Origin of the sequence: Variovorax stachyos (assembly GCF_051400855.1) — a bacterium.
Taxonomy (GTDB): domain Bacteria; phylum Pseudomonadota; class Gammaproteobacteria; order Burkholderiales; family Burkholderiaceae_C; genus Variovorax.
Map to the genome: position 1 here is coordinate 65,851 of NZ_JBLFFN010000005.1, position 22,787 is coordinate 88,637.

At 63.6% G+C, this 22,787-nt stretch carries 26 protein-coding genes; 13 read left to right on the top strand and 13 right to left on the bottom strand.

Features of this window, described 5'->3' with window-relative positions; genetic code table 11:
• The first annotated feature begins 4 nt into the window (after positions 1–4).
• Positions 5–1,045: a sigma-70 family RNA polymerase sigma factor gene (locus tag ACMGEZ_RS10685; RefSeq protein ID WP_436822250.1), complete on the top strand. Its 1,041-nt coding sequence runs from the start codon at positions 5–7 to the stop codon at positions 1,043–1,045.
• A gap of 42 nt (positions 1,046–1,087) precedes the next feature.
• Positions 1,088–2,524 carry a 23S rRNA (uracil(1939)-C(5))-methyltransferase RlmD gene (rlmD, locus tag ACMGEZ_RS10690; RefSeq protein ID WP_436822251.1) on the top strand — a complete coding sequence of 479 codons (1,437 nt, stop codon included), beginning with the start codon at positions 1,088–1,090 and terminating at the stop codon, positions 2,522–2,524.
• Between the two features lie 42 nt (positions 2,525–2,566).
• On the opposite strand, the gene ACMGEZ_RS10695 is transcribed toward rlmD, so the two are convergent.
• On the bottom strand, positions 2,567–3,268 hold the full coding sequence (locus ACMGEZ_RS10695; RefSeq protein ID WP_436822252.1) for a Bax inhibitor-1/YccA family protein: 702 nt from the start codon (positions 3,266–3,268) through the stop codon (positions 2,567–2,569).
• A gap of 174 nt (positions 3,269–3,442) precedes the next feature.
• On the opposite strand from ACMGEZ_RS10695, the gene ACMGEZ_RS10700 reads away from it, so the two are divergent.
• Positions 3,443–3,850: a GlcG/HbpS family heme-binding protein gene (locus ACMGEZ_RS10700; protein WP_436822253.1), complete on the top strand. Its 408-nt coding sequence runs from the start codon at positions 3,443–3,445 to the stop codon at positions 3,848–3,850.
• A 176-nt stretch (positions 3,851–4,026) separates the two neighbouring features.
• Here ACMGEZ_RS10700 and hemP read toward each other — a convergent pair whose 3' ends face one another.
• The 6 genes from hemP to bfr form a co-directional block, all read right to left on the bottom strand.
• The gene (gene hemP, locus ACMGEZ_RS10705) at positions 4,027–4,239 is read right to left on the bottom strand and encodes a hemin uptake protein HemP (protein ID WP_436822254.1); all 213 of its coding nucleotides are present in this window, start codon (positions 4,237–4,239) and stop codon (positions 4,027–4,029) included.
• 89 nt (positions 4,240–4,328) lie between these two features.
• A complete protein-coding gene (locus ACMGEZ_RS10710; RefSeq protein ID WP_436822255.1) occupies positions 4,329–4,742 on the bottom strand; it encodes an ExbD/TolR family protein in 414 nt (137 codons plus the stop codon).
• Between the two features lie 8 nt (positions 4,743–4,750).
• Positions 4,751–5,464, bottom strand: a complete 714-nt coding sequence (locus ACMGEZ_RS10715) for a MotA/TolQ/ExbB proton channel family protein (protein ID WP_436822256.1) — start codon at positions 5,462–5,464, stop codon at positions 4,751–4,753.
• A gap of 18 nt (positions 5,465–5,482) precedes the next feature.
• A complete protein-coding gene (locus tag ACMGEZ_RS10720) occupies positions 5,483–6,178 on the bottom strand; it encodes an energy transducer TonB (RefSeq protein ID WP_436822568.1) in 696 nt (231 codons plus the stop codon).
• A 98-nt stretch (positions 6,179–6,276) separates the two neighbouring features.
• Positions 6,277–6,549, bottom strand: coding sequence for a (2Fe-2S)-binding protein (locus ACMGEZ_RS10725; protein WP_436822257.1), 273 nt, complete (start codon positions 6,547–6,549; stop codon positions 6,277–6,279).
• A gap of 144 nt (positions 6,550–6,693) precedes the next feature.
• Complete coding sequence (gene bfr / locus ACMGEZ_RS10730; protein ID WP_436822258.1) at positions 6,694–7,170, bottom strand: bacterioferritin; 477 nt, start codon at positions 7,168–7,170, stop codon at positions 6,694–6,696.
• A 240-nt stretch (positions 7,171–7,410) separates the two neighbouring features.
• Here bfr and ahpC point away from each other — a divergent pair, with 240 nt between their 5' ends.
• Positions 7,411–7,983 (top strand): alkyl hydroperoxide reductase subunit C, encoded by a 573-nt coding sequence (gene ahpC / locus ACMGEZ_RS10735; protein WP_436822259.1) that lies wholly within the window; start codon positions 7,411–7,413, stop codon positions 7,981–7,983.
• An 86-nt stretch (positions 7,984–8,069) separates the two neighbouring features.
• Positions 8,070–9,659 carry an alkyl hydroperoxide reductase subunit F gene (ahpF, locus tag ACMGEZ_RS10740; RefSeq protein ID WP_436822260.1) on the top strand — a complete coding sequence of 530 codons (1,590 nt, stop codon included), beginning with the start codon at positions 8,070–8,072 and terminating at the stop codon, positions 9,657–9,659.
• A 97-nt stretch (positions 9,660–9,756) separates the two neighbouring features.
• Here the strand turns inward: ahpF and ppsR are convergent, their stop codons facing one another.
• A complete protein-coding gene (ppsR, locus tag ACMGEZ_RS10745) occupies positions 9,757–10,578 on the bottom strand; it encodes a posphoenolpyruvate synthetase regulatory kinase/phosphorylase PpsR (RefSeq protein WP_436822261.1) in 822 nt (273 codons plus the stop codon).
• Between the two features lie 194 nt (positions 10,579–10,772).
• Here ppsR and ppsA point away from each other — a divergent pair, with 194 nt between their 5' ends.
• From ppsA to dnaB, 7 genes are all read left to right on the top strand, one after another.
• Positions 10,773–13,166 (top strand): phosphoenolpyruvate synthase, encoded by a 2,394-nt coding sequence (ppsA, locus tag ACMGEZ_RS10750; RefSeq protein WP_436822262.1) that lies wholly within the window; start codon positions 10,773–10,775, stop codon positions 13,164–13,166.
• 218 nt (positions 13,167–13,384) lie between these two features.
• Complete coding sequence (locus ACMGEZ_RS10755) at positions 13,385–13,915, top strand: hypothetical protein (protein ID WP_436822263.1); 531 nt, start codon at positions 13,385–13,387, stop codon at positions 13,913–13,915.
• Positions 13,916–14,041: 126 nt separating this feature from the next.
• Complete coding sequence (rpsF, locus tag ACMGEZ_RS10760) at positions 14,042–14,416, top strand: 30S ribosomal protein S6 (protein WP_068683060.1); 375 nt, start codon at positions 14,042–14,044, stop codon at positions 14,414–14,416.
• Between the two features lie 4 nt (positions 14,417–14,420).
• The gene (gene priB, locus ACMGEZ_RS10765; RefSeq protein WP_436822264.1) at positions 14,421–14,723 is read left to right on the top strand and encodes a primosomal replication protein N; all 303 of its coding nucleotides are present in this window, start codon (positions 14,421–14,423) and stop codon (positions 14,721–14,723) included.
• A gap of 18 nt (positions 14,724–14,741) precedes the next feature.
• Positions 14,742–15,023 (top strand): 30S ribosomal protein S18, encoded by a 282-nt coding sequence (gene rpsR, locus ACMGEZ_RS10770; RefSeq protein WP_007830781.1) that lies wholly within the window; start codon positions 14,742–14,744, stop codon positions 15,021–15,023.
• Between the two features lie 12 nt (positions 15,024–15,035).
• The gene (gene rplI, locus ACMGEZ_RS10775; protein WP_436822265.1) at positions 15,036–15,488 is read left to right on the top strand and encodes a 50S ribosomal protein L9; all 453 of its coding nucleotides are present in this window, start codon (positions 15,036–15,038) and stop codon (positions 15,486–15,488) included.
• 174 nt (positions 15,489–15,662) lie between these two features.
• Complete coding sequence (dnaB, locus tag ACMGEZ_RS10780) at positions 15,663–17,066, top strand: replicative DNA helicase (protein ID WP_436822266.1); 1,404 nt, start codon at positions 15,663–15,665, stop codon at positions 17,064–17,066.
• Positions 17,067–17,069: 3 nt separating this feature from the next.
• Here the strand turns inward: dnaB and ACMGEZ_RS10785 are convergent, their stop codons facing one another.
• The 5 genes from ACMGEZ_RS10785 to ACMGEZ_RS10805 form a co-directional block, all read right to left on the bottom strand.
• On the bottom strand, positions 17,070–17,780 hold the full coding sequence (locus ACMGEZ_RS10785; RefSeq protein WP_436822267.1) for a helix-turn-helix transcriptional regulator: 711 nt from the start codon (positions 17,778–17,780) through the stop codon (positions 17,070–17,072).
• A 102-nt stretch (positions 17,781–17,882) separates the two neighbouring features.
• A complete protein-coding gene (locus ACMGEZ_RS10790; protein WP_436822268.1) occupies positions 17,883–18,338 on the bottom strand; it encodes a GyrI-like domain-containing protein in 456 nt (151 codons plus the stop codon).
• Between the two features lie 177 nt (positions 18,339–18,515).
• Positions 18,516–20,255, bottom strand: a complete 1,740-nt coding sequence (locus tag ACMGEZ_RS10795) for a PhoH family protein (RefSeq protein ID WP_436822269.1) — start codon at positions 20,253–20,255, stop codon at positions 18,516–18,518.
• Between the two features lie 199 nt (positions 20,256–20,454).
• Positions 20,455–20,925: a peroxiredoxin gene (locus ACMGEZ_RS10800; protein ID WP_162575924.1), complete on the bottom strand. Its 471-nt coding sequence runs from the start codon at positions 20,923–20,925 to the stop codon at positions 20,455–20,457.
• 178 nt (positions 20,926–21,103) lie between these two features.
• Positions 21,104–21,490 (bottom strand): Mth938-like domain-containing protein, encoded by a 387-nt coding sequence (locus tag ACMGEZ_RS10805; protein ID WP_436822270.1) that lies wholly within the window; start codon positions 21,488–21,490, stop codon positions 21,104–21,106.
• Positions 21,491–21,555: 65 nt separating this feature from the next.
• On the opposite strand from ACMGEZ_RS10805, the gene ACMGEZ_RS10810 reads away from it, so the two are divergent.
• Complete coding sequence (locus ACMGEZ_RS10810; protein WP_436822271.1) at positions 21,556–22,779, top strand: pyridoxal phosphate-dependent aminotransferase; 1,224 nt, start codon at positions 21,556–21,558, stop codon at positions 22,777–22,779.
• Positions 22,780–22,787: the final 8 nt, after the last annotated feature.

The following is a 22,787-nucleotide window of genomic DNA, read 5'->3' on the forward strand; positions in this document are numbered from 1 at the left end:
ATGCATGGCCGCCTCTCGCCTGCGTCGCGGTCAGATCGTGCGGCGCGCGGCGGGCAACGGTGGCGCCGCACCGTTCAGCGGCTTCGGGCCATCCGTTCCCGCGGACGAGGCGCCTGAGCGCCCCGATCGCCCGGAGAGCGAGGCGGCACGAGAAATTTCGCGTGATGGCGCGACGCTCGATCTCGGCGGCGAGGGCGGCGACTCGTTGACGCTCTACCTGCGTGAGATCCGGCGCACTGAGCTGTTCACGCCCGACGAGGAATATCGCACCGCCTGCGCCGCGCGCAGCGGGGACTTCTCGGCACGGCAGTCGATGATCGAGCACAACCTGCGGCTCGTGGTGAACATCGCCAAGGGCTATCTCGGCCGGGGGGTGCCACTCGCGGACCTGATCGAAGAAGGCAACCTCGGCCTGATGCATGCGATCAACAAGTTCGAACCTGAACGCGGCTTTCGCTTCTCGACTTATGCCACCTGGTGGATCCGCCAGTCGATCGAGCGCGCAGCGATGATGCAGGCGCGCGCGATTCGCCTGCCGGTGCACGTGGTGCGCGAACTGCAGCAGGTGATGCGCGCGCGGCGCACACTGGAAGGCGATGCCGACTTCATCGCGCGTCGCCCCGACGGCGTGCGGGTGGAAGACATCGCGGCGCTGCTGGGCCGCGAGGTGCAGGCCGTGGCCGATCTGATGGCGCTGGCCGAGGCGCCGCGTTCGCTCGATGCCGGCAGCGAACGCAGTGAGGACAGCTTCAGCCTGGCAGATACGGTGGCTTCGGAGGACGAGCACAGTGACCCGACGGGCATCACCCAGACGCATGAAGTCGAGAAGCTCCTCGATCAGTGGATTCTGGCATTGAGTGAGCGCGAGCGCGAGGTACTGGAGGGGCGCTACGGCCTGCACGACCGCGATCCGGAGACACTGGAAGTACTGAGCGTGCGCCTGGGCCTCACGCGCGAGCGCGTGCGGCAAATCCAGAACGAGGCTCTTGCCAAGATGCGCCGCCAACTCGCGCGGGCGGGCGTGCAGCGCGACGCGCTCCTGTAGTCCCCTCGCGGGCGGGCATGCCGCCCCTGAGACAATCCGTGCATGACGGATTCGATAGAAAAGAAAGAGGCGCAGCAGCAGCCTCATGATGAATGGCTGCAGGTCGAGTCGCTCGACCTCGACGCACAGGGCGTTGCACACAAGGCCAGCGGCATGGTGGTGTTCATCGAGGGCGCGCTGCCTTTCGAGGAAGTGCAGCTCAAGGTGCAGCGCAGGAAGAACAACTGGGAGCAGGGCACGGTGACTGCTATTCGTCGTGAATCCTCGCAGCGCGTGCGTCCCGGATGTCCGCATTTCGGGCTGCATGCCGGTGCTTGTGGCGGCTGCAAGATGCAGCACCTCGATCCCGCGGCGCAGGTGGCGGTGAAACAGCGTGCGCTCGAAGACAACCTGTGGCATCTGGGCAAGGTGCGGCCCGAGAACGTGCTGCGCCCGCTCGAGGGGCCCGCCTGGCACTACCGTTATCGCGCCCGCCTGTCGGTGCGTCATGTCGTCAAGAAGGGGACGGTACTGATCGGCTTCCACGAACGCAAGAGCCGCTATCTCGCCGACATGCAGGTGTGCCCCGTGCTGCCGGCGCGCGTCAGCGCCATGCTGATGCCGCTGCGCGAGCTCATCGGATCGATGGACGCTCGCGATACCTGCCCGCAGATCGAATTGGCCTGCGGCGACGCACCTGATGGCGTCGGGCTCGGGGTGATCGCGCTGGTACTGCGGCACCTGGAGCCCCTGTCGGCGGAAGACGTCGCGAGGCTCAAGGCCTTTGCCGCCGCGCACGAGGGGGTGCAGTGGTGGCTGCAGCCGAAAGGGCCCGAGACGGTTCGGCCGCTTGAATCCGACGGGCCGATGCTGGCCTACCATTTGCCCGAATTCGGCGTCACGATGCCCTTCAAGCCGACCGATTTCACACAGGTCAACGCATATATCAATCGCGCGCTCGTGAGCCGCGCCATGCGCCTGCTGGACGTGCAGGCGGAGGAGCGCGTCATCGACTGGTTCTGCGGTCTGGGCAATTTCACGCTCCCGCTCGCGACCCGTGCGCGGGAAGTACTGGGCATCGAAGGCAGTGCCGCGCTGGTGGCAAGGGCGACGGAGAACCTGGCGCGCAACCAGGGCCCGACGCCCGGCCGGGGAGCGCTGGCCCCGACTCGCTTCGTCGCGCGCAACCTGTTCGAGATCACGCCCGTGATGCTGATGGGGGACGGTGCAGCAGACAAGTGGCTGGTCGATCCGCCGCGCGAGGGCGCCTTCGCGCTGGCCAAGGCACTGGCCGATCTGCACCAGGAGGCCGATCTACCCAGGGAGGGCTGGACGCCGCCCAGGCGGATCGTCTACGTCAGCTGCAATCCCTCGACGCTGGCGCGCGACGCGGGCCTGCTGGTCCATCAGGCCGGCTATCGCTGCACTTTCGCGGGCGTGGTCAACATGTTCCCTCACACGGCGCACGTCGAGTCGATCGCGGTGTTCGATCGGCCATAAAAAAGGGCCCAAAGGGCCCTTTTTCAGCTGAGGAGCCGGCGATCAGTCGCGCTCGCCGCCGAAGATGCCCAGCAGGGCGAGCAGACTCTGGAACACGTTGAATATGTCCAGGTAGAGCGCCAGGGTGGCGCTGATGTAGTTGGTCTCGCCGCCGTCCAAGATCTGCTTGAGGTCATAGAGCATGAAAGCCGAGAAGATGCCGATTGCCGCGACCGAGATCGCAAGCATGCCGGCGCTGGAGCCGACGAACACGTTGATGATGGCGCCGATCATCAGCACCAGGGCACCGACGAACAGCCACTTGCCCATGCCGGACAGGTCGCGCTTGATCACGGTGGCCAGTGAAGCCATCACGAAGAACACGCCGGCGGTACCGCCGAACGCGGTCATGATCAGCTCGGAGCCGTTCTTGAAGCCCAGCACCATTGCAATGAGGCGCGACAGCATCAGGCCCATGAAGAAGGTAAAGCCCAGCAGCACGGGGACGCCTGCGGCGGAGTTCTTGGTCTTCTCGATGGCGAAGATGAAGGCGAAGGCACCGCCCAGGAATACCATCAGGCCGATGCCGCCGCTGAGCGAGCGGGTGATGCCGGTGGCGACGCCGAGCCATGCACCCAGCACGGTGGGCAGCAGGCTCAGGGCGAGCAGCCAGTAGGTGTTGCGCAGGACGCGCTGTCGCTCTACTTGCGGCAGCGCCTGGCCGTAACCGACGGAAGTGGCAAGGGTATTGACGCGGTCGTTCATTGCTGAAACTCCTGATGTTGGCTGCGAAGCTGCAGTTGGGGCCATTCTATGGGGCTGCAAGATCTGGCCGGGAAAAGACCCGCCTCGGCATGGCGCTAAAGCCGCCGCCCAGCTCGTAAGCGCTCCGGCAGGGTCGGGCGCTATGCTCGGTGTTTGCTCACTATTCGCAAGACCATGAAGACCAAGTCTTTTCTCGAACTCGCCGACGTCAAGGCGATCGCTGCTGCGGCCGAGGCCGAAGCGCTCAAGAACAACTGGGCCGTGACCGTCGCCATCGCAGACGATGCCGGCAATCTGCTGTGGCTGCAGCGGCTGGACGGCGCCGCCGCCATCTCGTCGCATATTGCGCCCGCCAAGGCCCGCACGGCTGCCATGGGGCGGCGCGAAAGCAAGGTATATGAAGACATGGTCAATGGCGGCCGTACTTCCTTCCTTTCGGCTCCTGGCATGGACGGACTGCTCGAGGGTGGCGTGCCGATCGTCAAGGATGGCCAAGTGATCGGCGCGGTCGGCGTGAGCGGCGTCAAGTCCAACGAAGACGCCCAGATCGCCAGGGCCGGTATCGCGGCGCTCGGTCTCTGACGTCAATGCCTCCATGCAAAACGCCGACCTCGAGTCGGCGTTTTTTTTGGGGGTTCAAGGTGGAAAAAAAGCTTGGCTAGTCGGCAAGAAGCCGTTGGCTAGCAAAAAACGACCCTTCGGAGATCAGATCTCCTCGAGTCGCCCCACGATGAAACTTGCGCGAGGGGCGAACTGACCTACTTCGTGAGAATCAGTTTGCCGAGTTTGGTGGCTTGGAGCCGATACAACGAGCCGTTGTGCATGATGCCTACGCTCTTGCCGCCCTTGAGAAGCTCCGCGCTCTCGAAGAGGGGCGCCGGCAGGGAAGGCTCGCTGCTTGCGCGGCCGCCGCCCGAATGATCGAGCGAGGGATGGTTCAGGACATTGAACGCGTTGGGCACGGCTTGCATCGGTAATCCCTTCATCGAAACGATGAGTGAATGATAACGATTCTCAATAAAAAGTCAATCGCCACGATAGGTTTTCCCGCTGCCCGCAGCTATTTGGCTTCGGGTTCGGTGATGAAGCCGATCTTCCGTACGCCGGCTTCGCGTGCCGCCGACATGGCTTGCGCCACACGCTCGTAGCGCACCGCCTTGTCGCCGCGGATGTGCAGCTCGGGCTGCGGATCCTTGGCGGCCTCGGCTGCCAGCCGCGTCTTCAGTTCGCTGTCATCGATCTTCTCCTCGTTCCAGTAATAGCTGCCGTCTGCCGCCACCGTGAACAGGATGTTCTGCGGCTTGGTCTGCTCCGGCTCGCTGCTGGCGCGGGGAAGGTCGATGTTCACGGCATGCTTCATCACGGGCACCGTGATGATGAAAATGATCAGGAGCACCAGCATGACGTCGACCAGCGGCGTCATGTTGATCTCGTTCATTACCTCGTCAGGCTCGTCCTGGGTACCGAATGCCATGGTGTTCCTCAGCTTTTCTTGAGCGGGACCACGGTGGCCTCGACGCCGCTTTGAACCCGCGCGCCGGTGACGAAGTAGGCATGCAGGTCATGTGCGAAGCTGTTGAGCTTGGTGAGCACGAACTTGTTGCCGCGCACCAATGCGTTGTAGCCCAGCACGGCGGGAATCGCGACCGCCAGGCCCAGGGCCGTCATGATCAGTGCTTCGCCGATCGGTCCGGCCACCTTGTCGATGGTGGCTTGACCGGCTGAGCCAATGCTCATCAGGGCGTGATAGATGCCCCATACCGTCCCGAACAGCCCGATGAACGGCGCCGTCGAGCCGACGGAGGCCAGGATGGCGAGGCCCGTCTGCAGGCGCGCGGTGAATTCGTCGATGCCGTTGCGCAGCGCGCGGGTGATCCAGTCGCTGACGTCGAGGGCATCGTGCAGATGCGCCTTGGTATTGCGGTGGTGCGCCGCGGCCTCCCGACCTTCCAGTGCGAGCGCACGGAACGGATTGCTGCCATCCTTGCCGAGCTTGTTCAGTGCGGTGGCAAAGTCTTCGCTGTGCCAGAAGTCCTGCGAGTGCTTGGCTAGGCGCTTGTACCGGATGATGTCGAGCGCCTTGATCAGGATCACGATCCAGGACGCCAGCGACATGCCGATCAGAAGCAGGGCCACGGCCCGGGTGACGAAGTCGCCCTGATTCCAGACGTTCATCAGGCCAAAGTGGGAATCCATACGAAGTTGCTCCAGTAATTAATTGAGAACCCAGTTGATCGGAACGCTGAAGTCCATTTCTTCAATGACTCCATTCCGTTTGCCCGGTACGAAGCGCCATCGCATGACGGCAGCGACAGCCGCCTCATCCAGACGTTCGTAACCGCTGGAAGTGCGGACGGAGGCCCGCTTTGGCAGGCCGTCGACGCCGATGGTGACCCGCACGACCGTCTTGCCCTGTTCGCCTAGACGCCTGCTCATCGCGGGATAGACCGGCTTGGGGTTCTGCAAGTAGTCGGCGTCGCTGGAGGGCAATTGCACGGAAGGCGGCGCCGGCGGCGCCGGGGGAGGAGCTGGAGGCGCCGGAGGCGCGGGCGGGGCAATGGGGGCCGGAGGCGGAGGCGGCTCCACGGTTCCCGCGGGCGCGTTTAGCGCCGGCGTGGGCTTTGGCTCTCGAATGGCTTGGGGCCGCGGCGGGGGCGGCGCCTTGACAACCTGAGGTTTCGGCGGTGGCGGCGGCGGAGGAGGAGGCGGCGCTTCCTTCGGCTTGGGCGGCTCGATGAATTCGCTCAGGATCTCGACCGGGACCACCACCTCGGCGGCCCGTCGCAGCAACCCGCTTTGCAACGCCCAGAGCGCCGCAACATGGAACAGAACAACGCCGCTCGCGATGAGCGCATTGCGCGAGAAGCCTAGAACTGAAGGAGGCGACGGGGAGAAGCGGTCAGACACGATCAAACATTCAAGTGCCGGACACCGTCGAAGGTGCCGGGTGCAGCAAACCGCTGGCTGCTACTTACGAAAAATCCACCAGGCGGAGCCGCTGACGATGATCAGGCTGATGCCGAGGGCCGAGAAGAGTTCCATGTCCTGCTTTCCGTAATGGCGCTGGCAAGCTGGATCGAACTCGGCTCCGATTCGCGATTGAGCGCGGCAATCGGGTGGGAGGCGCTGCACTGCGCGACCACGTCGCGTGCGCAGCTCTCGCATTGACCGCACTGGGTGGCGACGCCGAGTTCGAATTGCACTTCGTCGAAGGTCATCCCGGCCCGCACGTGGCGTGCGATCTCACGGTCGGACACTCGGCGACATACGCAGACGATCATGGCGGTGGGGCGGCAGTCTGGCTGGCTGTTGGTAGGAGCCCCGATTATAAATACGAATTCCTCGCATTTGCAATAACTATGAGGTTGGGATGGCAAAAAAAGCGGGGCCCATTGGGCCCCGGCGGTTTGTGGTGGTGAGCAGTCCTACTCGACTTCGCCCATCTGCGACTGAAGGTAGTTCTGCAGGCCGACCTTGCCGACCAGATCGATCTGGGTCTCGAGGAAGTCGATGTGCTCTTCGGTGTCGTCCAGGATCTCTTGCAGGAGATCACGCGAAACGTAGTCGCGAACCGCCTCGCAGTGGGCGATGCCGTCCTTGATCGTGGCCTGAGCGCCCATTTCGGAAGCGAGGTCGCACTGCAGGATTTCGGGTACGTCCTCGCCAACACGTAGTTTGGCCAGGTCCTGCAAGTTTGGCAGGCCGTCCAGCATGAAGATGCGGTCCATGAGCTTGTCTGCATGCTTCATCTCGCCGATGGACTCTTCGTATTCCTTCTTGGCCAGCTTGTCCAAGCCCCAATGCTTGAGCATGCGGTAGTGCAGGAAATACTGATTGATCGCGGTCAGCTCGTTCTTCAGTTGTGCCTGCAGATGGTCGATGACTTGGGGATCGCCCTTCATGGTTTCTTCCTTGTTCTTGAAAGCAGGGATTGTGTGAGCGTCACGCGAGCGCAGGCAAGAGAACCCATGTTGCGCCGGTCTGCATGCGTGTGAGGGTGATAGGTGTTCGCATTGAGCGGGCTGGGCATCGACTCATAGCCCACTCCAATATTTTTCATAGCTCATCGCTATCAAGAATATCAAATCGGTAGTTATACTGAGGCTTCGCTTTTTTCATCAGCCTCAACAAGGAACCCGTACATGTCCCTGATCAATACCGAAATCGTCCCGTTCAAGGCCACCGCTTACCACAACGGCAAGTTTGTTCCGGTCAGCAACGAGAGCTTCAAGGGCAAGTGGTCCGTCGTCGTCTTCTATCCGGCTGACTTCACCTTCGTGTGCCCGACCGAACTCGGCGACCTTGCCGACCATTACGCCGAATTCCAGAAGCTGGGCGTGGAGATTTACGGCGTGTCGACCGACACCCACTTCACCCACAAGGCCTGGCATGACACCTCGGACACCATCGCCAAGGTGCAGTACCCCCTGATCGGCGACCCCAGCCAGCAGCTCGCACGCGCCTTCCAGGTGCTGATCGAGGAAGGTGAAGACGCCGGCCTTGCCTATCGAGGTACCTTCGTGATCGATCCCGAGGGCAAGATCAAGACCATCGAGGTGCACGACAACGGCATCGGCCGCGACGCCGCCGAATTGCTGCGTCGCGTGAAGGCTGCTCAGTACGTCGCAGCCCACCCTGGTGAAGTCTGCCCGGCGAAGTGGACCGAGGGCGCCGAGACGCTCAAGCCTTCCTTCGACCTGGTCGGCAAGATTTAAGCCCGCCCGTTAGCGCCAGGCCCGGGCGCATTCGCACCCGGGCCTTTCTATTTCTGTCTTCCGATTTCTCAAGAGGTGAGTTCACCATGCTCGACGCCGGCACCAAAGCACAACTGAAAAGCTATCTCGACCGCATCACGCAGCCAGTTGAAATCGTCGCTTCGCTCGATGACAGCAAGGCGTCGATGGACCTGCAATCGCTGCTGAATGACGTGGCGGAGTCGTCGCCGCTGGTGAAGGTCATCGAGAGCCGCGACGACAACCATCGCAAGCCCTCGTTCTCGATCAACCGGCCGAGCCAGAGCCACGGCCCGCGTTTCGCCGGCCTGCCGATGGGCCACGAGTTCACCTCGCTCATCCTGGCGCTGCTGCAGGTCGGCGGCTACCCGCCCAAGGTGGATCAGGCTGTGCTCGAGCAGATCCGTGCGCTGGAGGGCGACTTCGAGTTCGAGATCTATATCTCGCTGACCTGCCACAACTGCCCGGACGTGGTGCAGGCGCTCAACCTGATGGCGGTGCAGAACCCGCGCATCAAGACCACGATGATCGACGGCTCGCTGTTCCAGGATGAGGTCAAGGAGCGCCAGGTCATGGCCGTCCCCACGGTCTTCCTGAACGGCACCGAGTTCGGCCAGGGCCGCATGAGCCTGGAAGAAATTCTTGCAAAGATCGACACCAGTGGCGTCGAGCGCGAGGCGCGGAAGATCGCCGGCAAGGAGCCCTTCGACGTCCTGATTGTTGGCGGCGGTCCGGCTGGGGCGGCGGCTGCGGTCTATGCGGCGCGCAAGGGCATCCGGACGGGTATCGCCTCCGAGCGCTTCGGCGGGCAGGTGCTCGACACCCTGGGCATCGAGAACTTCATCTCGATCAAGGAAACAGAGGGGCCCCGCTTCGCGCTGGCGCTGGAAGAGCATGTGCGCCATTACGACGTCGACATCATGAACCTCCAGCGCGCCTCGGCGCTGGTGCCCGGCAAGGACCTGATCGAGATCAAACTCGAGAACGGCGCCTCACTCAAGAGCCGCTCAGTCGTGATCTCGACGGGCGCACGTTGGCGCAACATCAATGTGCCGGGCGAGCAGGAGTACAAGAACAAGGGCGTGGCCTATTGCCCGCACTGCGACGGACCGCTCTTCAAGGGCAAGCGTGTTGCGGTGATCGGCGGCGGCAACTCGGGCGTCGAGGCCGCGATCGATCTGGCCGGGATCGTCGGCCATGTCACGCTGATCGAGTACGACACCCAGTTGCGTGCCGACGCGGTGCTGCAGCGCAAGCTCAAGAGCCTTGCCAACGTCGAGATCATCACCAACGCGCAGACCACGGAGATCACCGGCGACCAGCAGAAGGTCAACGGGCTGATCTACAAGGACCGGGCGACGGGCGAGACCCGCAAGGTGCCGCTGGAAGGCGTGTTCGTGCAGATCGGCCTGGTGCCCAACACCGACTGGCTGAAGGGCACGCTCGAGCTTTCGAGGCACGGCGAGATCGTGGTCGACGCCAAGGGTCAGACCTCGGTGCCTGGTGTGTTCGCGGCCGGCGATGCGACTACCGTGCCGTTCAAGCAGATCATCATCGCGGCCGGCGACGGCGCGAAGGCAGCGCTCAGTGCCTTCGACTACTTGATCCGGACTTCGGCGCCGGCGGAAAAGGCAGCAACTGCCGAAGCGGTGGCTTAGGGAGCGGCTCGACGCACGAGGCTCGCGAGAGCCTGCACCAGCAGGCCCGCGTCGTGCGCACCCCGGTGTCGCAAAAAGGGCCTGGTGAGGCAGACGCTCAATAGGTCAGCCGCTCAGGCCGCAGTTCCTGCAGGATGGTTGTCGCGATCTCCTCGATCGACTTCGTGGTAGTCGACAGCCATCGAATGCCGGCTCGACGCATCATGGCCTCGGCCTCGCTCACCTCGTGCCGGCAGTTCTCGAGACTGGCGTAGCGCGAGTTCGGCCGCCGCTCGTTGCGGATCTCGCTCAGGCGCTCAGGCTGGATCGTGAGCCCGAAGATCTTCTTGCGATGCGGCATCAGCGCTGGCGGCAGCTGTCGGCGTTCGAAGTCCTCGGGAATCAGGGGATAGTTGGCCGCCTTCAGGCCGTGCTGCATCGCCAGATAGAGCGAGGTCGGTGTCTTGCCGCTGCGGCTCACGCCGATCAGGATCACGTCGGCACTTTCGAGGTCGCGGTTGCTCTGGCCATCGTCGTGCGCCAGGCTGAAGTCGATGGCCTGGATGCGTGCGTTGTATTCCTTGCTCTTGCTGACGTCGCTGAAGCGGCCGATTCGGTGGTTGGACTTCATCGCCAGCTCGATTTCCAAGGGCCGCACGAAGGTGCCGAACATGTCGAGCAGCATGCCCTTGCAGCCGGTCTCGATGACCTCCAGCACGTCCATGTTCGCCAGCGTTGTGAAGACGATAGGCCGCAACCCCTCCACCTCGGCCGTGTGATTGATCCGCCGCACCGCCTGGTGCGCCTTGTCCACCGTATCGGTGAAGGGCAGTCGTACGTGGCGCGGCTTGATCTCGAACTGGGCCAGTACGGCATTGCCGAAGGTTTCAGCGGTAATGCCGGTACCGTCGGAGACGAAGAAAACGGTGCGTGTGTGCATGCTTGGCGGCCTTGTCCTGCGGCGCGCCGACCCACTCGGCGCCTACAATCCGGCCCATTATCGGGAATGCAGCCCGTCCGTTCCCGCCGCCACTTGCCTTGATCCATGCACACCGCCCTTGCGCCCAAAGCAATCAAAACGATCGCGCCGCGCCGTCTGCATGTTGCCCCGGTTTCAACTTCTGGAGCTTTCCCATGTCTGCACTCTTCGAAGCGACCGCCCTGGTCGTACCGTTTGAAAACCTGAGAATGACCGACGTCGAGTCGGTCGGCGGCAAGAACGCCAGCCTCGGCGAGATGATTTCCCAGCTCCCGCAAGGTGTGCGCGTGCCTACCGGTTTCGCGACCACGGCGCATGCGTTTCGACAGTTCCTGGCCCACGACGGCCTGGCCGATCGCATCAGCCAAAAGCTCAAGAGCCTGGATACGGAAGACGTCCGCGCCCTGGCTGCGGCCGGGGCCGAGATTCGGGCCATGGTCGAGGCCCAGCCCTTTCCCGCGGACCTGGAGCAGGCGATCAGGGCGGCCTTCGCCGAGCTGAGCGCAGGCAATCCCGAAGCCTCTTTCGCCGTGCGCTCGTCCGCGACGGCGGAAGACCTGCCCGACGCCTCCTTCGCCGGCCAGCAGGAGACCTTCCTCAACGTGGTGGGCATCGAGGACGTGCTTCACAAGATGAAGGAAGTGTTCGCCTCCCTCTACAACGACCGTGCCATCAGCTACCGTGTCCACAAGGGCTTCGCCCACGACGTCGTAGCGCTGTCGGCTGGTGTTCAGCGCATGGTGCGCAGCGATCTGGGCGCCGCAGGCGTGATGTTCACCATCGACACCGAGTCCGGCTTTGACGGCGTGGTCTTCATCACCTCCAGCTACGGGCTGGGTGAAACGGTGGTGCAGGGCGCGGTGAACCCGGACGAGTTTTATGTGCACAAGCCCATGCTCAAGGCAGGCAAGCGCGCAGTGATCCGCCGCAATCTCGGCTCCAAGCTCATCCAGATGGAATTCGCCACTGCCGCCGAGAAGGCGGCCAGCGGCAAGCTGGTAAAGACGACCGACGTTCCGACCGAGCAGCGCAACCGCTACTCGCTCACCGATGCCGAAGTGGAGCAGTTGGCCAAATACGCGCTGGTAATCGAGGAACACTATGGCCGCCCCATGGATATCGAGTGGGGCAAGGACGGCACCGACGGCCAGCTTTACATCCTGCAGGCCCGTCCGGAGACGGTGAAGAGCCGGCAGCAGGGCAAGGCCGAGCAGCGATACAAGCTGCTGGCCAAGGGCGCAGTGCTTGCAGAGGGCCGCGCAATCGGCCAGAAGATCGGCACGGGTCCGGTGCGGCTGGTCCACAGCATCAGCGAAATGGACAAGGTCCAACCTGGCGACGTGCTGGTGACCGACATGACTGACCCGAACTGGGAACCGGTGATGAAGCGCGCCTCCGCCATCGTCACGAATCGCGGCGGGCGCACATGCCACGCGGCGATCATCGCGCGCGAGCTCGGCATTCCCGCGGTCGTCGGCTGCGGCGACGCCACCGATCTGCTCAAGGATGGCACGCTCGTCACGGTGAGCTGCGCCGAGGGCGATACCGGCTTCATTTACGACGGCCTGCTCGAAACCGAAGTGACCGAGGTCCAGCGCGGCGAAATGCCCGAGATCGACATCAAGCTCATGATGAACGTGGGCAACCCCCAGCTGGCCTTCGACTTCGCCCAGCTGCCGAACCACGGCGTCGGCCTGGCGCGGCTCGAATTCATCATCAACAACAACATCGGCGTGCACCCAAAGGCGATCCTCGACTACCCGAACGTCGATGCCGACCTCAAGAAGGCCGTCGAATCGGTCGCCAGGGGCCATGCTTCCCCGCGCGCCTTCTATGTCGACAAGGTGGCCGAGGGCATCGCCACCATCGGCGCAGCCTTCTGGCCCAAGCCGGTGATCGTGCGCCTGTCGGACTTCAAGTCGAACGAGTACCGCAAGCTGATCGGCGGCAGCCGCTACGAGCCGGAGGAAGAGAATCCCATGCTCGGCTTCCGCGGCGCGGCGCGCTACCTCAGCGAGGATTTCGGCGAGGCTTTCGCGATGGAGTGCGAGGCGCTCAAGCGCGTACGCAGCGAGATGGGCCTGACCAACGTGCAGATCATGGTGCCCTTCGTTCGTACCCTGGGCCAGGCGGCGCGCGTGACCGGATTGCTCGGTGAACACGGCCTCAAGCGCGGCGAGAACGAGCTCAAGCTGATCATGATGTGCGAGGTGCCCAGCAACGCGATCCTGCCGGAGGAGTTCCTCGAATTCTTCGATGGCTTCTCGATCGGCTCGAACGACCTGACACAGCTCACGCTGGGATTGGACCGGGACTCCGGCCTGGAGCTCCTGGCGGCAGACTTTGACGAGCGCGACCCCGCCGTCAAGGCCTTGTTGGCGCGCGTGATCAAGGCCTGCAAGGACAAGGGCAAGTACGTGGGCATCTGCGGACAGGGGCCTAGCGACCATCCTGACTTCGCGGCCTGGCTGGCAGAGCAGGGCATCGAATCGATCTCGCTCAATCCGGACAGCGTGATCGATACCTGGCAGCAGCTGGCGCAGCGCTGATTCGGGCCCATGCCGGACGCGGCGGGGCTGGCCTGTCCCGCCGCAGTACAACTTTCGTCACAACTCGAGGCTGTAATTTCTCCGTCAGCTTCAGCAGGTCGGAAGCAAATGCTTCTTTGATGTCAAACTTGGCGCCCATAGGGAGGGAGTCACCCGGGGATTGTTCCGACAAGGGCCGCGTTGAGCCTGAGAGCCCCCTGATTTCGCATGAGGACGCCATGATTCTTGTGAAGACAGAAGCCGGCCAGCAGGTGTTCAAGGATCGCTCGCTCCGGCTCACGCCGCGTCAACGCTCCGCCTTCATCCTGTTTGACGGCAAGCGTTCCGTAAGCGAGGTGCTCGAGGCCGGCATGGGGATTGCGCGAGCGGACATCGACCAGATGGTCGAACTCGGCCTGCTCGGGCGAGTAGGGGGATCGACGGACGCAGCCAACGCCGGGACGGTAGCGATGCCGATGACGCCTGCGCCGGCTCCGACCCAGGCCGAAGACAAGCCCGCCTTGCGATCGCAGCCGGAAATCTCTGCGCCGTCTGTGGCCCCGGTGGAGCGTTCGAGCCAGCAGCGCTACAAGGACGCCTATCCAATTGCGACGCAGCTCACCGGCAGCCTCGGCTTGCGCGGTTTCAGGCTGAACCTGTCGGTCGAAGGCAGTTCCACCTACGAGGACCTGCTTGCCCTCGCGCCCAAGATACGCGCTGCAGTGGGAGCGGACAAGGCCGCCGCTCTGGATCAGGCGTTGGGGATCTGAGGCCGGCGCGGCGAAAACACTCCAGGACGGCTATCGCCTGCTACAATAGCTGGCTTTGCCTTGCCACACTGCAACTGACGCTGCGGGTGGCTTTATCCCTTCCACGGAAGATCCACAAGGAGTGCCATGCGTCACTATGAAATCATTCTGCTGATCCATCCGGATCAAAGCGAGCAAGTTCCGGCCATGCTGGAGCGCTACAAGGGCATGATCACCGCCGGCGGCGGCAAGGTCCATCGTGTCGAGGACTGGGGACGTCGCCAGCTGGCCTACCAGATCAACAAGCTCAACAAGGCGCACTACCTGTGCGTGAACATCGAGGCCGAGCAGGCCGTGATGGCCGAGCTCGAGCATGCCTTCAAGTTCAACGACGCCGTCCTTCGCCACCTCACCGTCGTCAAGAAGAAGGCGGAGACCGGCCCCTCGTCGATGATGAAGACGGTGGAGCGCGAAGAAGCCCGCAAGGCCCAGCAGGCCGAGTACGCCGCCAACAACAACTGATGATGTGAGCGCTGCCGCAGTCAATCAGCTGGTGCTGACTGCCTGCGTTGCCGAGCTCGGTGCCCTGCGTTTCACGCCTGCCGGCCTGCCCGCTATCGATCTGCGGCTCGAACACGAGTCGACGATGACCGAAGCGGCCCAGCCCCGACAGGTCAAGGCGGCCCTCAAGGCCGTTGCGTTCGGCGCGGTGGCCGAGCGGCTCGCGAGGCAGGCGTTGGGAAGTCTCTGGCGTTTCCAGGGCTTCCTGGCCACACCGCGCAATGGCAAGCACCCAGTGCTGCACATCCAGGATTTTCAGCAAGATTAATTTTCGAGAGGTCCCACAATGGCCACGTTCAAGAAGTTCAACAAGGACAAGCGTCCGAAGCGCAACACCCAATCGCTGCTGTTCAAGCGCAAGCGCTTCTGCCGCTTTACTGTCGCCGGTGTCGAAGAGATCGACTACAAGGACATCGACACCCTGCGCGATTTCATCAGCGAAAACGGCAAGATCATCCCCGCGCGCCTGACCGGCACGCGCGCGATCTACCAGCGCCAGCTCAACACCGCGATCAAGCGCGCCCGCTTCCTCGCGATGGTGCCGTACAGCGATCAACACCGCGTCTAAAGGAAGCGAACCATGCAAGTCATTCTTCTGGACAAGGTCGTCAACCTCGGCGTGCTCGGCGAAGTCGTCAAGGTCAAGGACGGCTACGCGCGCAACTTCCTGATTCCCTCGGGTCGCGCACGCCGTGCTACCGAAGCCAACAAGGCCGAGTTCGAAGCCAAGCGCGTCGAGCTCGAGAAGGCGGCGGCCGCCAAGCTGGCTGAAGCGCAGGCGCAGGGCGCGAAACTCGGCGGCACCGCTGTCAAGCTGACGCAGAAGGCCGGCGTCGACGGCCGCCTGTTCGGCTCGGTCACCAACCATGACATCGCGGACGAACTGAACAAGCAGGGATACAAGGTTGCCAAGTCGCAGGTGCGCATGCCCAGCGGTCCGATCAAGACCGTCGGCGACAGCACCGTCAGCGTCGCGTTGCACACCGACGTCGTGGTCGACATCACTGTCACGGTTTACGGCGAAAGCGCTTAAAGAAAACAAGGCCGCAGCCGCGACCTTCTCCTTGTGGGGCCGCCTTCGGGCGGCCCTTGTTTTTTGCGGCGCGGTTGTCCCGCGCGCTGCACCGATAAGTCACCGCTTATCCACAGCCTTATCCAGTGACGCGGCCCGTCGTGCGCCTTAGCATGTGCGGCTGCAAGGAAGTTCATGTCAGCCGTCTTCTCCTATGCCGATAACGACCCGTCGGCCGATCGCCAGATCGCGCAGTTGCGCATCCCCCCGCATTCGATCGAGGCCGAGTCGAGCGTGCTCGGCGGCCTGCTGCTCGACAACGGCGCGTGGGACCGCATGGGCGATCTGCTGGTTGACGGTGACTTCTACCGTCACGAGCACAAGCTGATCTACGCGGCCATCGGCGCGCTGATCAACGCCAGCAAGCCGGCGGACGTGATCACCGTCTTCGAGCAGCTGCAGAACCTGGGCAAGGCCGAGGAGGTCGGCGGCCTGAGCTACTTGAATTCGCTGGCGCAGTACGTGCCCAGCGCCAGCAACATCCGGCGCTACGCCGAGATCGTGCGCGAGCGTTCGATCCTGCGCAAGCTGGTCAGCGCGAGCGACGAGATCGCCACCAACGCGTTCAACACGCAGGGCAAGTCCGTCGACAAGATTCTCGACGAGGCCGAGCAGAAGATCTTCAACATCGGCGAGGAAGGCTCGCGCATGAAGCAGGGTTTCCAGAGCATGGAATCCCTGGTGGTCGAGTTGCTCGACCGCGTGAGCGAGATGGCGGAGAACCCGAACGACATCACGGGCGTGCGCACCGGCTTTTACGAGTTCGACAAGATGACTTCGGGCCTGCAGCCGGGGGACATGATCGTGCTGGCCGCGCGCCCATCCATGGGCAAGACCTCGCTCGCGATCAACATCGCCGAGCATGTGGCGCTCAACGAGGGGCTCCCGGTCGCGGTGTTCTCCATGGAAATGGGCGCCTCCCAGCTGGCAGTGCGTATCGTCGGCTCGATCGGCCGCATCGACCAGGGCCACCTGCGCACCGGCAAGCTCACCGACGAGGAATGGCCGCGCCTGACCGAGGCTATCGAGAAGCTGCGCAACGTGTCGCTGCACATCGACGAGACACCGGGGTTGACCACCAGCGAGCTGCGGGCGAACTCGCGCCGCCTGGCGCGCCAGTACGGACGGCTCGGCCTGATCGTGGTGGACTATCTTCAGTTGATGAGCGTGTCCAGCAGCATGAACGACGAGAACCGCGCGACGGCGGTGGGCGAGATCTCGCGCGGCCTGAAGATGCTGGCCAAGGAGCTGAAGTGCCCGGTGATCGCCTTGTCGCAGCTCAGCCGCGGCGTCGAAAGCCGAACCGATAAGCGTCCCATGATGAGCGACCTGCGCGAGTCCGGTGCCATCGAGCAGGATGCCGACCTGATCATGTTCATCTACCGCGACGACTACTACAACAAGGACAGCAAGGAGCCTGGCGTAGCCGAGGTGATCATCAGCAAGCACCGCAACGGCCCCACCGGCACCGTCAAGCTGGCCTTCCTCAAGCCGCTCACCAAGTTCGAGAACCTGGCCAGCGGCGGCGGCGATTTCTAGAGGTTACTGCAGCCGCGACGGCCGAGGTTCCGCCGGATCTTCTTGCAGCCGTCGCAGCATCTCGGCCAGCGTCTTGCCGGGCTCGTCGCGAAAGCGCTCCGGCAGGACCTCGATGCGATCGATTCGGTCGACGCGGAAGCCGCGAAAGTCTTCCCGCAGCTCGCACCATGCGGAGAAGGTCCAGACCCGGCCCCAGTAGAAGCAGCCCAGTGGTCGCACCACGCGCTGGCTCGGTGCTCCGCTGACGTCGTGGTAGTCCATGCGCAGCTTGTTGCGCGCCTGGACGGCTTCGCGCAGGGTTTGCAGCCGTAGCCGCGTTCCATCGTCGAGCGCGAGCGCAGGCGCGAACAACGCCAGGCTCTCGGCCGACACTCGCGCAGCCGGCGGGAGCACCGACAGGATCTTGCCGAGCGCGGTCTGGATATCCTTTGCCATGGCTGGATCGACCCAGCTCTGGGCCAAGCGCGCTGAAGCAACCAACGCTGCCGCCTCATCCTGCGTGAACATAAGTGGTGGCAGGTCGAAGCCTGCGCCCAGCCGATAACCGACGCCCGCTTCGCCCTCGATCGGCACGCCTTGGCGCTGCAAGTCGGCCACATCGCGGTAGATCGTGCGGTCCGATACCTCCAGCCGCTGTGCGAGGAAGGCGGCGGTCGTGAGGCGTCGGCCGCGAATCAGTTGAACGATCTGGAACAGGCGGTCGGCGCGGCGCATAGGGATGAACGATCAAGGTCGGATGAGCTTGTTCTCGAAGTCTTCCACGAAATGGTGCCGCTCGCGCCACCGCATGGCCCTCGTACTCTCGTACTCCCGACCTCAGTCAATGATCACGCCGATGTGGATGGCGACCTGATCGGGACCGCTGTAGGCCTCGAAATCGCTGCGGTAGCTGCGACGAATTCCAGGGTGCTGTTCGAAATACTGCCAGATCGTTTCCCAGAGGGAGAGCACCATCTGCGGCATCTGGCCCTGGCCCGTGAAGACCAGGTAGTCGCCGGCTTCTACCTGGACGGCGGACGGGCCGCCCGAGACCGCGACACCGGTCGTCAGGTCGAAGGCGCCATGCGCGTCGGACTCGTAGGCGGAGTACACGCCATAGAGCCGCATGTCGTCGACGCGGTTCGGTGTCACGGCATAGACGCGCTCGTCGAAGAAGCGCGTCCAGAGCTTGCCGATGCGCGCCGAGTGCTGCTCGTGTTCGGTGTGGTTGCTGGTGCGCACGGTCAGACCGGCGATGTTGAAGCCTTGATGGCGTCGAAGCTGAGGTTGCATGGTTCTCTCTCCAGGTTCATCTCGTCGCTCGCGCCGAGCGCCGGTGCCCAGACGCTTGGCCCGTCGGCGATCCCGTTGCGCGAAATCAAGACGCCATGCTGCGCGCCGGCTACTGACAACGTCCTGTCAGCAGCCCGGCTGCGGCGCGCAAAAAGCCGGCTTGGCAGCCGGCCCGGATTACAGCACCTCGCTCGCGAAGTCAGCCAGCCGCGAGCGCTCGCCGCGTGCCAGCGTGATGTGGCCGCTGTGCGGCCAGCCCTTGAACTTGTCGACAGCGAAGGTCAGGCCGGATGAGCCTTCGGTGAGGTAGGGCGTGTCGATCTGCGCCAAGTTGCCCATGCAGATGATCTTGGTGCCGGGGCCTGCGCGCGTGACCAGGGTTTTCATCTGCTTCGGCGTCAGGTTCTGCGCCTCGTCGATGATCACGTACTTGTTGAGAAAGGTGCGGCCGCGCATGAAGTTCATGCTCTTGATCTTGATTCGGCTGCGGATCAGCTCATTGGTAGCCGCGCGTCCCCACTCCCCGGCCCCGCCGCCGTCGCCCTTGGCCAGGAACTCGAGGTTGTCGTCGAGCGCCCCCATCCATGGACCCATCTTTTCCTCTTCGGTGCCAGGAAGAAAGCCGATGTCCTCGCCCACGCTCACGGTCGCGCGGGTCATGATGATCTCGGTGTAGCGGCGGTCGTCCAGTACCTGGGTCAGGCCTGAGGCCAGCGCCATCAGCGTCTTGCCGGTGCCTGCTGTGCCGGTCAGGGTGACGAAGTCCACCTCCGGATCCATCAGCAGGTTCATCGCGAAGTTCTGCTCGCGGTTGCGGGTGTTCACGCCCCACACGGCGTTCTTGATCGAGCCGTAATCCTTGAGCGTCTTGAGCACTGCCGTCCTGTCGCGGATCTCGGTCACGCGGGCATACATGCTGGGCTCGCCCGGTGCCTCGAAATACACGAACTGGTTGATGTAGAGGTTGGGCACCAGCGGACCGCTGACGCGGTAGAAGGTGCTGCTGCCGCTCTGCCAGCTCTCGATGGGTTTGCTCTGGCGCGTCCAGAAGTCAGCCGGTAGCGCCAACGCGCCGGAGTAGAGCAGGTCGCCGTCTTCCAGTGTCTTGTCGTTCTGGTAGTCGTCAGCCGCGAGGCCCAGAGCGCGGGCCTTCACCCGCATGTTGATGTCCTTCGACACCAGCACTACCTCCTGCCTTGCGCGCCCCGGACCATCCTTGGCATAGAGGTCGCGCAGTGCGTGGACCACGCCGAGGATCTGGTTGTCGGCCTTGCCTTGCGGCAGGCTTGTCGGCAGCGAATAGTCCAGCGGGTCGGTCTGGAAGAACAGCTTGCCGCCAGCCTCGCGGTGCCCGGTGGTATCGAGTTTCAGACCCTTGCCGATGTCGGCCCCTTGCGCCGCGGCGAGCGCGTCCAACGTGCGGCTGGTCTGGCGGCCGTTGCGGGCGACTTCGGTGGTGCCCTTCTTATGACCGTCGAGTTCCTCCAGCACGATCATCGGCAGGAAGATGTCGTGCTCCTCGAAACGGAACAGGCACATCGGGTCGTGCAGCAGCACATTGGTATCCAGCACGAACAGCTTGGCCGGGCCGCTGGGCTTGCTGCGCTTCCCCTTGATCGGGCTGGCCACTTCCTTGACTGCCGTTGCGGGGCGGCGCTCCTCGTTGCTGCGAGTGACGGGCGCGATAGGCAGCGGGGCTTTCAGGCGCGGCAGGGGCGGCGCCTCGACGGCGGCGCTACCTTCCGCGGCGCGCCGGTCGAACAGTTCGAGCGGCTGAGGCCCGCCGGACCGGGTCTCTTCGGCATGCCGATCGGAGGAGCGACGGCCGCCCTTCCCGTGCAGGGAGCGGGCAGGCGCGTCGTGCGCGTCCGGCGAAAGCAGTGCGGCGCGTTTCGTGGGGGCTGGGGGCAGGGGCATGGGGCAGTTCGCTCGCAGGAAAGAAGGGGCCAGAAAGCGAAAAAGCCGCCTGAAGACCCAAGCGGCTTTGTTCGGTGGATGCGGTCGCGGAGCTCAACGGCATGGAACCATTATGCACAACGGCTGTGACAGGTTCCGTGGTCGTTGCGCGTCGCCAACGCGTGCTGGCAAAAGCTCACGAATGTTGCCGATCAGGCGCTTACTTCTTGAGCGTCTTCACGGCTTTGAGGACTTCGTCGACATGGCCAGGCACCTTGAGGCCACGCCATTCCGCCTTGAGCACGCCGTCGGCACCGATCAGGAAGGTGCTGCGCTCGATGCCCTTGACCTTCTTGCCGTACATGATCTTGTTCTTGACGACGCCAAACATGTGGCACATCTTTTCCTCGGTGTCGGCAATCAGTTCAAAGGGCAGCTCCAGCTTGGCCTTGAACTCGTCGTGCGACTTCATGTTGTCGCGCGAGACACCGAACACCGTTGCGCCCGCCTTGACGAAATCCTTGTAGCGATCGCGGAATTGCATCGCCTCGGTCGTGCAACCGGGCGTATTGTCCTTGGGATAGAAATACATCACCAGCACTTGCCCGAGGTGCGAGGTGTTCGATACCTTGATGCCGCCAGTGGCGTTGGCGTCGAATTCAGGGATGGGTTTGTTGACAACGATCGCCATGAAACTTGTTTTCTCCGTTTGATTCCATGTTCGAGTCGGGCTTTTGGCACTCGCTCGCGGCTCACGCCTCGAGCGCTCGATACGATGGAGATTGGTCGTTGCTTGACTGGGCGGCTCCCTGGACGATTACTGGGTCGGGCCCCGATTTGCAACCCGGTATTTTAGCCCGAAACGCCCTCTATTGACCATCCTCGGGTCTCTCGATCAGCAGCGCCGCGACCACGTGCCGGCCCTCGCCGGCCAGGATGTTGTAGGTACGACAGGCCGCCCCCGTGTCCATGGTCTCGACGCCGGTGCGGCAGGCCATCAGCGGCTGGATCCACGCGGGCTGGGGAAAACGGATGCGCGCACCACTTCCGAAGATGACCAGTTCGGCACCCAGTGAAGCCAACTGCGCGAAATGCTCGGCGTCCAACTCCTCGAAGCGGCTGCAATCCCATGCAAAGCGCTCGCCCCGCGAACTCACCACCACGCTGTTCTCGATCCGTTCGTTGTTGACGGCCACCCAGCCAGGGCCATGCGCAGTCAGGGTCTGGGCATCGGATTTGTCAGGCTGGAGCTTCATGAGAGGGGCGGGAACTGTGGTCAAATTATAGGTTTTCCCCCGTGCACCCCGCCCCTGGAGGGACTTTGAAACCGCTCAAGAAATCGGCCAAGCTGGCCAACGTGCTCTACGACATCCGTGGTCCGATCATGGATGCCGCGAAGCAGATGGAGGAAGAGGGTCAGAAGATCATCAAGCTGAACATCGGCAACCTTGCCCCGTTCGGCTTCGACGCACCGGAAGAGGTGCAGCAGGACATGATCCGCAACATCGCGGGCTCCTCCGGCTACTCGGACAGCAAGGGCATCTTCGCGGCGCGCAAGGCCGTGATGCACGAAACCCAGAAGCAGGGCATCGCCGGTGTCACCCTGGACGATATCTTTCTGGGCAATGGGGCGAGCGAACTGATCGCGATGGCCGCCAACGCGCTGCTCAACGACGGCGACGAGCTGCTGCTGCCTGCGCCCGACTACCCGCTCTGGACGGCGGTCGCGAGCCTCTCGGGCGGCAAGCCGGTGCACTACCTGTGCGACGAGGAGAATGGCTGGATGCCCAGCCTGGCCGATATCCGCGCCAAGATCACGCCGCGCACCAAGGGCATCGTCGTCATCAATCCCAACAACCCCACGGGCGCGCTGTACTCGGACGAGCTGCTCAAGGGCATCGTGGCGATCGCGCGCGAGCACGGCCTGGTGATCCTGGCCGACGAGGTCTACGACAAGGTGCTGTACGACGGCGTCAGGCACACCGCCATCGCGAGCCTGTCGAAGGACGTGCTGACGCTGACGTTCAACTCGCTGTCCAAGAGCTATCGCTCCTGCGGCTACCGCGCCGGGTGGCTGGTGGTCTCGGGCGACAAGAAGATGGCCCAGGACTACATCGAGGGCCTCAACATGCTCTCGAACATGCGCTTGTGCCCGAACGTGCCGGGACAGTGGGCGATCCAGACCGCCCTCGGCGGCTACCAGAGCATCAACGACCTGGTAGGGCCGGGCGGCCGCCTGCGGCACCAGCGCGACCTGGCCTACGAGCTGATCACCGCGATACCGGGCGTCAGCTGCGTCAAGCCCAGTGCCGCGCTCTACATGTTCCCCCGGCTCGATCCCAAGGTCTATCCGATCGAAGACGACCGCCAGTTCTTCCTCGAGGTGCTGAGAGAGACCCGGGTGATGCTGGTGCAGGGCACCGGCTTCAACTGGTCCACGCCCGACCATTTCCGCATCGTGTTCCTGCCCCACGAGGAAGATCTGCGCGAGGCGATCCAGCGCATCGCCGACTTCCTCGAGCGCTACCGCACCCGCATCGCCTAGCAGACGCG

Coding starts and splice junctions, on each gene's coding strand:
- ACMGEZ_RS10755 (WP_436822263.1), top strand. CDS start 13,385: ATGATTCTTGTGAAGACAGAAGCCGGCCAGCAGGTGTTCAAGGATCGC.
- bfr (WP_436822258.1), bottom strand. CDS start 7,170: ATGAAGGGCGATCCCCAAGTCATCGACCATCTGCAGGCACAACTGAAG.
- ACMGEZ_RS10790 (WP_436822268.1), bottom strand. CDS start 18,338: ATGCAACCTCAGCTTCGACGCCATCAAGGCTTCAACATCGCCGGTCTG.
- rpsF (WP_068683060.1), top strand. CDS start 14,042: ATGCGTCACTATGAAATCATTCTGCTGATCCATCCGGATCAAAGCGAG.
- ahpC (WP_436822259.1), top strand. CDS start 7,411: ATGTCCCTGATCAATACCGAAATCGTCCCGTTCAAGGCCACCGCTTAC.
- ACMGEZ_RS10725 (WP_436822257.1), bottom strand. CDS start 6,549: ATGATCGTCTGCGTATGTCGCCGAGTGTCCGACCGTGAGATCGCACGC.
- ACMGEZ_RS10710 (WP_436822255.1), bottom strand. CDS start 4,742: ATGGCATTCGGTACCCAGGACGAGCCTGACGAGGTAATGAACGAGATC.
- ACMGEZ_RS10715 (WP_436822256.1), bottom strand. CDS start 5,464: ATGGATTCCCACTTTGGCCTGATGAACGTCTGGAATCAGGGCGACTTC.
- rpsR (WP_007830781.1), top strand. CDS start 14,742: ATGGCCACGTTCAAGAAGTTCAACAAGGACAAGCGTCCGAAGCGCAAC.
- ACMGEZ_RS10700 (WP_436822253.1), top strand. CDS start 3,443: ATGAAGACCAAGTCTTTTCTCGAACTCGCCGACGTCAAGGCGATCGCT.
- ahpF (WP_436822260.1), top strand. CDS start 8,070: ATGCTCGACGCCGGCACCAAAGCACAACTGAAAAGCTATCTCGACCGC.
- hemP (WP_436822254.1), bottom strand. CDS start 4,239: ATGCAAGCCGTGCCCAACGCGTTCAATGTCCTGAACCATCCCTCGCTC.
- dnaB (WP_436822266.1), top strand. CDS start 15,663: ATGTCAGCCGTCTTCTCCTATGCCGATAACGACCCGTCGGCCGATCGC.
- rplI (WP_436822265.1), top strand. CDS start 15,036: ATGCAAGTCATTCTTCTGGACAAGGTCGTCAACCTCGGCGTGCTCGGC.
- ACMGEZ_RS10795 (WP_436822269.1), bottom strand. CDS start 20,255: ATGCCCCTGCCCCCAGCCCCCACGAAACGCGCCGCACTGCTTTCGCCG.
- ACMGEZ_RS10785 (WP_436822267.1), bottom strand. CDS start 17,780: ATGCGCCGCGCCGACCGCCTGTTCCAGATCGTTCAACTGATTCGCGGC.
- ACMGEZ_RS10805 (WP_436822270.1), bottom strand. CDS start 21,490: ATGAAGCTCCAGCCTGACAAATCCGATGCCCAGACCCTGACTGCGCAT.
- ppsA (WP_436822262.1), top strand. CDS start 10,773: ATGTCTGCACTCTTCGAAGCGACCGCCCTGGTCGTACCGTTTGAAAAC.
- rlmD (WP_436822251.1), top strand. CDS start 1,088: ATGACGGATTCGATAGAAAAGAAAGAGGCGCAGCAGCAGCCTCATGAT.
- ppsR (WP_436822261.1), bottom strand. CDS start 10,578: ATGCACACACGCACCGTTTTCTTCGTCTCCGACGGTACCGGCATTACC.
- ACMGEZ_RS10685 (WP_436822250.1), top strand. CDS start 5: ATGGCCGCCTCTCGCCTGCGTCGCGGTCAGATCGTGCGGCGCGCGGCG.
- ACMGEZ_RS10800 (WP_162575924.1), bottom strand. CDS start 20,925: ATGGCGATCGTTGTCAACAAACCCATCCCTGAATTCGACGCCAACGCC.
- ACMGEZ_RS10695 (WP_436822252.1), bottom strand. CDS start 3,268: ATGAACGACCGCGTCAATACCCTTGCCACTTCCGTCGGTTACGGCCAG.